Consider the following 7,222-nt stretch of genomic DNA (forward strand, 5'->3'; position numbering starts at 1 on the left):
GCGCTCGACTTGCATGTGTTAGGCACGCTGCCAGCGTTCATCCTGAGCCAGGATCAAACTCTCCAATAAATATCTAATCGAAGGTGCCCCCATGATGCCTTATGCTCTTTTCAAGGTACCTCACTCACCAGAGGCAAAGCCTATTCTACCAGCCAAAAGTAGCAATGTCAACTGGTCTTCTTCTTTAGAAAACAAAAATCCACTCGACGATTTCCGTCATTTTTTCACCTTTTCCTCTAAAAGCTTCAGCTCTCTTTCAAAAGCTTTAAAAACCTCTTCAGTATAAAGAACGAAGATTATCTCCTCAAGATTAGTGTTTTCCGCTTCTATCAGGTAGAGCCTCACCTCATCAAGCATGGCTTTGGCACATCTATCAAAGGGGAATCCTCCTACCCCCGTTCCAAATGCAGGAAAAGCTATGCTCTTTAAGAAAAGCTCATCCGCTCTCAGCAAAGAATTATAAGTGGCCTCTCTTATCATTCGCTCGCTTGTCCTTAGATCCTGACCCATAACAGCAGCATGTATAACATATTTAGCCTTAAGTTTCCCTGCCTTAGTAACTATCGCTTCCCCTATTGGAATCGGCCCCTTGGAGACGGCTTCACGCTCTATCTCATCTCCTCCCTTTCTCTTTATCGCACCCGCTACTCCAGCCCCCATCCAAAGGTGATTATTGGCAGCGTTAACTATAGCATCAACCTCAAATTCCGTTATGTCTCCCTTCTCAAGCCTTATAACCGTCTTACCTATCTTAAGCAAACAAGCTCACCTCCCTTAAGACCCTGCCATCGCGTAAAGAAAGGAGCTTAAGGACGTCATTCTCTACCAACCCTACTGTTGGTCCCTCTTCGCTTTTAGGCAAACTAGGAGATCCAGGATTAAAGAACCAAATACCGTTCTTTTTCTCCAAGTGAAATTTATGAGTATGCCCACTAACCACAAGCTTAACACCAAGCTTAGTAACAAATTTCATGATCTCCTCCTCTGACAAGGAATGCCCGTGATGAGCGAAAACCCTAAAACCTCCAAGATCGTAAATTATGTAAGGATTCAAGATAGGAAAATCTATAGCTAACTGATCTACATCTGCATCACAGTTTCCTCTAGCTACCAAAAGAGGAATCTGTAAAGAGTTTATCGCCTGAGCTAAGCCCTTAGGATCGTGCCTCTCAGGAAAGGGATTTCTCGGACCATGATAAAGAATATCACCCGCATGAATTATAAGATCGACATCTCCAAAAAGCCTTAAACTTTCCTCCCAGGCCTTAAGTCCACCATGAGTATCGCTTAAGATCCCAACTCTCATTCTTCTAACCCTCCTCCCATTTTCTCAATAGAAAAAGCCTTATCGATTAGTAAAACTGGAATACCATCATCTATTGGATAGGCTAACTTACAGCTTTTACATATATAAAATCTCTCTTCACGATCAAGCTCTAAGTCCCCTTTACATTTAGGACAGGCTATCAAATTAAGAAGCTCCCTTAAATCCATATACATCACCCCATATTTAATTTTATCAGAGCAAGCAATAGATAATCACCTACAAAAGAAAAAACACCGACAACCAAATATATCATCGAAATAAATAGCAAAGCTAAATAATGAGATAAAGTTAGGATTAAAACTATGTTAAAATAAAGTTAAGATACTACTGAAATAAAGTCGAAATTGATAGTTACAAAAGGAGGGTAGGTAATGACAGATATAAGTGTAGTGCTTAGCGGAGAGGCAGGGCAAGGAATTCAAACGCTAGAACATGTTCTTACCCATATACTGAAAAACTCAGGGCTACATGTCTTTGCTACAAAGGAGTATATGTCCCGCATTAGAGGAGGGAACAATACGACCGAGATTAGAGTCTCATCAGAAAGGATTCGCGCTTTAATCGATAGAATTGATATATTAATACCTCTGGGGAAAAACGCAACCTACAGGCTTGAAAACCGCATAACCGATAAAACTCTTGTAATAGGTGAAAGGGAATTTATAGAAACATCGCCCGGTGAGAAGATAGAGGTCCCCTTCTTGGAGATGGCAAAACAGTTAGGAAACAAGCTTTTTGCAAACTCTATAGCGATAGGCTTCCTATCGGGCTTATTAGGAGCCGATGAATCAGCGCTAGAAAATCAAATTAAAGAGCAGTTTAAGGGAAAAGGAGAGGAAATAATTAAAAGCAATACACTTGCTGCAACCGAAGGCTACAAACGAGGCAAGGAGATCTCCCACAATATAGGGTTATCTCTGAAGAAGCACGAGTATGTTAAAGATGAGCTCATATTAAACGGAGCGGAATCCGTTGGCCTTGGAGCAATCGCTGGAGGCTGTAACTTCGTTTCATCTTATCCGATGTCACCATCTACATCTGTACTGGTCTTTATCGCTCAACACAAGAATGATTTCGGAATAGTTGTTGAACAAGCGGAAGATGAAATAGCCGCCATGAACATGATTATAGGAGCTTGGTACGCTGGCGCAAGAGGATTAGTTACAACATCAGGTGGAGGATTCGCCTTAATGGGGGAGGCCTTAAGCCTTGCCGGGATGCTAGAAACCCCTGTTGTGATACACCTCGCTCAGAGGCCAGGCCCTGCAACTGGACTACCAACAAGAACGGAACAGGGAGATCTAAACCTAGCACTATATGCAGGACATGGAGAATTCCCAAGAATAATATACTCACCCGGAAACATAGAAGAGGCCTTTTATATCACTCAGATGGCTTTCAACATGGCTGATAAATACCAAATCCCGGTGTTCATACTAACGGACCAGTATCTTATAGATTCCTTTTACAATTTACCACCATTCGATTTAAAGAACATAAGGGTTGAAAAGTACATAGTTAAAACTGAGAAAAGCTATTTAAGATATTCCCTTACCGAAGATGGCATATCTCCCAGGGGAGTCCCAGGTTACGGCGAGGGCTTGGTAAAGGTGGATAGCGACGAACACGATGAATACGGACACATCACAGAAGACTTTGAAATCAGAAGGAAGATGGTAGAAAAAAGACTAAAGAAAGGAGAGAAATTAAAAGAGGAAATCCTGAAACCCAAGCTTATAGGAGATGAAAACTTTCAAACACTCATAGTGGCCTGGGGATCAACCTTAGAGGTAATAAGAGAAGCGATATCCGATATGAAAGGGATCGCTTTACTTCATTTCTCACAAGTATGGCCGATCGATAGCTCCGTAGTCAAGCTTCTAGAGAGAGCCAAAAAGGTTATAGCTATTGAAGCTAATGCAACGGGGCAGTTTGCAAACCTAATAAGACAAACAACCGGATTTTATATAAAGGAGAGAATCTTAAAGTACAACGGCATTCAATTTTCGGTAGAAGAGTTAAAAAGTAAGATTGAAGGAGTGATATAAAATGAAAATTGAAGAGTACGTTAGCAAGGATATAGCTTGGTGTCCAGGATGTGGAAACTTCGGTATAAGAGTGGCATTAATGAAGGTCTTCGAGGAAATGAAACTGGATCCTCGCAATGTGGTTATTGTATCTGGCATAGGACAAGCTGCAAAGATGCCCCACTATATAGGGGTCAACATGTTTAACGGTCTTCACGGTAGAGCTTTGCCTGCAGCAACTGCCATTAAGGTGGCAAACCCAAACCTATTAGTTATAGCTGAAAGCGGAGACGGCTGCATGTATGGAGAGGGAGGTAATCACTTCATACACACAATTAGAAGAAACCCCGATATAGTAAACATAGTTCATAACAACATGGTCTACGGCCTAACCAAGGGACAGGCATCCCCGACAAGCTTATTAGGCTTTAAGACGCCAGTTCAGGTAGATGGTACAATACTGGAACCATTTAATCCTTTAGCGGTCGCCATCGCCCTTGATGCCTCCTTTGTAGCAAGAACATTCATAGGAGATATAGAGTTCACAAAAGATATATTAAAGGAGGCAATCAAACATAAGGGTTACGCTTTAGTGGACATACTCCAACCCTGCGTAACTTTCAACAGGGTAAATACTTACGAGTGGTATAAAGAAAACACCTACTATCTTAAGAATCATGACCCGAAAGATAGGGAATTGGCCTTCAAGAGAGCTATCGAAAAAGAAAAACTACCCCTTGGCATTTTCTATGTAAACTCAAGTAAAAAGACCTTTGATGAGCTTGTACGACGAGGCCAGAAAACGCCTCTTTTTGAATATGAGGTAGATATTGAAAAACTAAATAAGCTGATAGAAAGCAAAAAGATGTAGATAAGAGCTACTGTACCATTAAAAAAGGCCAAAATCCCATTGACAAACTAAAAACTCCCTAATAAAATATTGGTTTAAATATACCCTAATACAGGGAGTGATACACAAATGAAGATACCAAGATGTATGAGCACACAACACCCTGATAATGTTATCTCTCCATTTTTCACTAATAACGCGATATTGGGAGGAGAGGATGAAATAGAAGAAGCCTTTTATGTTTTTTCTCACCTTGGATGCGACGAACAGATGTGGGACTATGAGGGAAAAGAAGTGGATAACTTCGTAGTTAAAAAGCTCCTCACCAAATATGAAAGCTTCTTTAAAGAGAAACCTTTAGGCAAGGAAGTATTCATAACCCTAAGAGTCCCAAACCCGGCCATTGAAAAAGAGGAAGCGAAAATCCTTTTAGAAACTTTAGAGAGCATACCAAGATCTTACGATGTAGCCAAGCTTTTCTATGGAGATGATATCGCCCCTATCTTTGAGGTAATTCTTCCTATGACCACTTCAGCTGATGAACTTAATAGTATTTATTACTACTACAGCGATTTTGTTACAGGAAAACAAAAAAGAATTATAGAAAAAACGAAAATAACCATTGGGGATTGGATCGGAGAATTCAAGCCGGAGAAGATAAACGTCATCCCACTTTTTGAGAATAAGGAAAGCATGCTAAATGCTCACGAAGTAGTCAGAAGTTACTTAGAAGATAAGGATATACCTTACCAAAGGGTGTTCTTGGCGAGATCTGACCCGGCAATGAACTATGGTATAGTAAGCGCTGTAATATTCAACAAGATAGCCTTAAGTAAGCTACATAAGCTTTCTATTGAAATAGGCAAGGAGATATACCCCATAATAGGGGTAGGCTCAGCCCCATTTAGGGGGAACCTAAGGCCGCAAACCGTTGAAAGAGTCTTAGAAGAATATCCGAGCGTATATACATTCACTATACAGTCTTCCTTTAAATACGATAACACCCCTGAAGAGGCAAGAAAGGGGATAAAGAGGATAAAGAAAACTGTTCCGAGGCCACCTCAAGAAATAGATGAAAATAAAGCCTTAGAAATAGCTGAAAGGTATTCAAGGGAATATCAGAGCTGGATAGTCAAGCTTGCTCCCCTAATAAATAAGGTTGCAAAGTATGTACCTCAGAGAAGAAAAAGAAAGCTCCACATTGGACTTTTCGGATACTCAAGAAAACTTGGAGATGTAAGCTTACCCCGTGCTATAGCCTTTACTGCAGCACTATACTCAGTAGGGTTACCTCCAGAGGTATTCGCTTTAAACTCCTTAACTAAAGAGGACCTTAACTTCTTAAAAGATGTCTATATCGGTTTTAAATGCGATATTAAGGATGCGCTTAAGTTCTCAAACGTAAATGGGAAGCTATTCCCCAAAGAGCTAAAGGAGGCTATAGAAAAGCTTGAGATAGAATTTGAAGAGGACGAGGAACACAAAGAGCTAACCGAATTTATAGTGAAACGTCTTGAGGAGGGAAAAACTGAAGACCTGGAAAAATACATTTTAAGGGCAGCACATATAAGAAAATTCCTAGGATAAAGAGGGCTGGATAGCGCAGAGACTATTTAATCTCATGCATCTTCCTTAGAAGTTACTATAGGGAAGCTTTTCGAGCAATCACCTTTAAAACCTCATCTGTTAAATATTTATAGTCCATTGCTCCCTTACTTCGAGGAGCATAAAACTTAATAGGGCTTTTAGATTCGAAAGCCTCAACAAGCTTTATATCCATTCTTATTTGAGGTAAAATTTTATCTTTCCCATACTCGTCAGCTATTCTTTTAAGAATGCACTTATGATGCTGAACTCTAGAGTTAACCATAATAGGAACAAAGCCAAGAAGCTTTAAAGAAGGGTTATCTTTGATCACAATCCTCAAAAAGGTCTTCGCCAAGCTTATAATGCCTTCTGCAGATAGAAAATGAGGCAAGAAGGGGATCAAAAGGAAATCTGAAACTGTTAAAGCATTAAGAAGAAGGGCATCTAATGATGGAGGTGTATCTATAATAACGAAATCGAAATCCTTTAAAAACCTGCTTTTAATCAAGGCCTCCTTCAATAGTCGACTATCTCCCATAATACTGCTGTGCTCAAAGGAGTAGTTAGCAGGCATAAGGAATAGTCCATTCCACTTTGTAGAATAAAGACAAGAATCAACATCAAAATTAGGATTTAGGAAGAGATCATGAATAGTCTTGTGATCAAGCGAAAAAGAAAAACCCAAACCTAGCGTGGCATGAGCCTGACTATCCAGGTCAATAACTAAAACTTTCCGGCCACGGGAGGAAAGCTCCGCAGCCAGATTAACAACAGTTGTAGTCTTACCTGTTCCACCCTTGCGATTGCTAACGGATATGATCACAGCCATCCCTTAAAATAGCTCTACCTTGGGTCCTTCCTTTGAAAAAGCAATATCTCTATTAAACACCTGGTTATGAATCTCCCTTTGGGCGTGCATAACATATTCTTGATATAACTCCTCAAGCATCTTATCCATACTTAACGCCTCTTTGCTTTCCCCACTTAAATAAGAGATCACCGAAGAGTTATAACTTGCAAGCTTACGCAAACCGCTACAAACTTTCTCAATCTTCTGCCTAACTACATCCTGAAACTGAATTTCACCTAATAAAGCTGTTAAAGTAGAGCTTATATCCTCATGCTGAGACTTAATAGTATAAAGAATCTCCCTCACTATTAAGCAAGTGGAATCTAGATCCTCAGCAATTTTAGAAGCGGCAACCTTAACTTTGTCAAACTTTGAAAAAGCTCCTCCCTTAAAATTTCACCTAAGATTCTATTCATGTCTATACTAATTCTTTCAGAGAAGCCCCTTACCTCTTTCATAAAGTTCTCAGAAAGAGCTTTGGTTCTTTCAGAAAGCTTTCTAATCTCATCTGCAACAACAGCAAATCCTTTGCCATGCTTGCCAGCACGAGCTGCCTCAATAGCAGCATTCAAAGCAAGTAA

8 protein-coding genes, 1 rRNA gene and 1 pseudogene are annotated in these 7,222 nt (G+C 40.2%); 3 read left to right on the forward strand and 7 right to left on the reverse strand.

Annotation, left to right across the window (positions count from 1 at the left end):
• The 4 genes from NZ900_09555 to NZ900_09570 all read right to left on the reverse strand — a co-directional run.
• Nucleotides 1-69: ribosomal RNA gene (locus tag NZ900_09555) — 16S ribosomal RNA — on the reverse strand; the annotation flags it as partial.
• Nucleotides 70-216: 147 nt separating this feature from the next.
• Nucleotides 217-759, reverse strand: a complete 543-nt coding sequence (locus tag NZ900_09560) for a macro domain-containing protein (GenBank protein MCS7234326.1) — start codon at nt 757-759, stop codon at nt 217-219.
• Nucleotides 752-1,306 carry a phosphodiesterase gene (yfcE, locus tag NZ900_09565; protein MCS7234327.1) on the reverse strand — a complete coding sequence of 185 codons (555 nt, stop codon included), beginning with the start codon at nt 1,304-1,306 and terminating at the stop codon, nt 752-754. The genes NZ900_09560 and yfcE overlap by 8 nt, the downstream gene beginning before the upstream one ends.
• Entirely contained in the window at nt 1,303-1,494 is a 192-nt protein-coding gene (locus tag NZ900_09570; protein ID MCS7234328.1) for a Trm112 family protein, read from the reverse strand. The genes yfcE and NZ900_09570 overlap by 4 nt, the downstream gene beginning before the upstream one ends.
• Nucleotides 1,495-1,698: 204 nt before the next feature.
• On the opposite strand from NZ900_09570, the gene NZ900_09575 reads away from it, so the two are divergent.
• From NZ900_09575 to ppcA, 3 genes are all read left to right on the forward strand, one after another.
• Complete coding sequence (locus tag NZ900_09575) at nt 1,699-3,375, forward strand: 2-oxoacid:acceptor oxidoreductase subunit alpha (protein ID MCS7234329.1); 1,677 nt, start codon at nt 1,699-1,701, stop codon at nt 3,373-3,375.
• A gap of 1 nt (nt 3,376) precedes the next feature.
• Nucleotides 3,377-4,225: a thiamine pyrophosphate-dependent enzyme gene (locus NZ900_09580; GenBank protein ID MCS7234330.1), complete on the forward strand. Its 849-nt coding sequence runs from the start codon at nt 3,377-3,379 to the stop codon at nt 4,223-4,225.
• A 108-nt stretch (nt 4,226-4,333) separates the two neighbouring features.
• Nucleotides 4,334-5,791 (forward strand): phosphoenolpyruvate carboxylase, encoded by a 1,458-nt coding sequence (ppcA, locus tag NZ900_09585; GenBank protein MCS7234331.1) that lies wholly within the window; start codon nt 4,334-4,336, stop codon nt 5,789-5,791.
• Between the two features lie 55 nt (nt 5,792-5,846).
• Here the strand turns inward: ppcA and NZ900_09590 are convergent, their stop codons facing one another.
• The 3 genes and pseudogenes from NZ900_09590 to NZ900_09600 all read right to left on the reverse strand — a co-directional run bounded on the left by NZ900_09590 (nt 5,847) and on the right by NZ900_09600 (nt 7,222).
• The gene (locus NZ900_09590) at nt 5,847-6,620 is read right to left on the reverse strand and encodes a ParA family protein (protein ID MCS7234332.1); all 774 of its coding nucleotides are present in this window, start codon (nt 6,618-6,620) and stop codon (nt 5,847-5,849) included.
• Nucleotides 6,621-6,623: 3 nt separating this feature from the next.
• Nucleotides 6,624-6,947 (reverse strand): condensin-2 complex subunit G2 family protein, encoded by a 324-nt coding sequence (locus tag NZ900_09595; GenBank protein MCS7234333.1) that lies wholly within the window; start codon nt 6,945-6,947, stop codon nt 6,624-6,626.
• An 83-nt stretch (nt 6,948-7,030) separates the two neighbouring features.
• Nucleotides 7,031-7,222 (reverse strand): annotated as a pseudogene (locus NZ900_09600) (methyl-accepting chemotaxis protein).

This window comes from Synergistota bacterium (assembly GCA_025060595.1).
In the GTDB taxonomy this organism is placed as follows: Bacteria; Synergistota; GBS-1; order GBS-1; family GBS-1; genus 42-11.